General features: G+C 45.3%; 2 tRNA genes. Both read left to right on the top strand.

What is annotated here, in order from left to right:
* Window positions 1-115 precede the first annotated feature (115 nt).
* Window positions 116-192 (top strand) — tRNA-Ile (locus Q9B79_RS26895).
* An 8-nt stretch (window positions 193-200) separates the two neighbouring features.
* Window positions 201-276 (top strand) — tRNA-Ala (locus tag Q9B79_RS26890).
* Window positions 277-300: the final 24 nt, after the last annotated feature.

Genomic DNA, 300 nt, shown 5'->3' with positions numbered 1-300 from the left:
GCGCTGCTTATCAATATAAGTTTCCGTGTTTCGTTTTCGTTTAGTTTTGAGAGTTCAATAAAAAGTATTGACTCTTAAATGAGGATATGATATAAATAAATCCTGCAATTTGTATGGGCCTATAGCTCAGCTGGTTAGAGCGCACGCCTGATAAGCGTGAGGTCGATGGTTCGAGTCCATTTAGGCCCACCATACAACTTGGGGCCTTAGCTCAGCTGGGAGAGCGCCTGCCTTGCACGCAGGAGGTCAGCGGTTCGATCCCGCTAGGCTCCACCAAAAAGCTATTTTAAATAGCAAATG

It is taken from the genome of Bacillus sp. MHSD_36 (genome assembly GCF_030757775.1).
Classification (GTDB): domain Bacteria; phylum Bacillota; class Bacilli; order Bacillales; family Bacillaceae_G; genus Bacillus_A.
The sequence above is the reverse complement of the archived record's forward strand: the minus strand, read 5'-3'. Positions and strand labels throughout refer to the sequence as shown.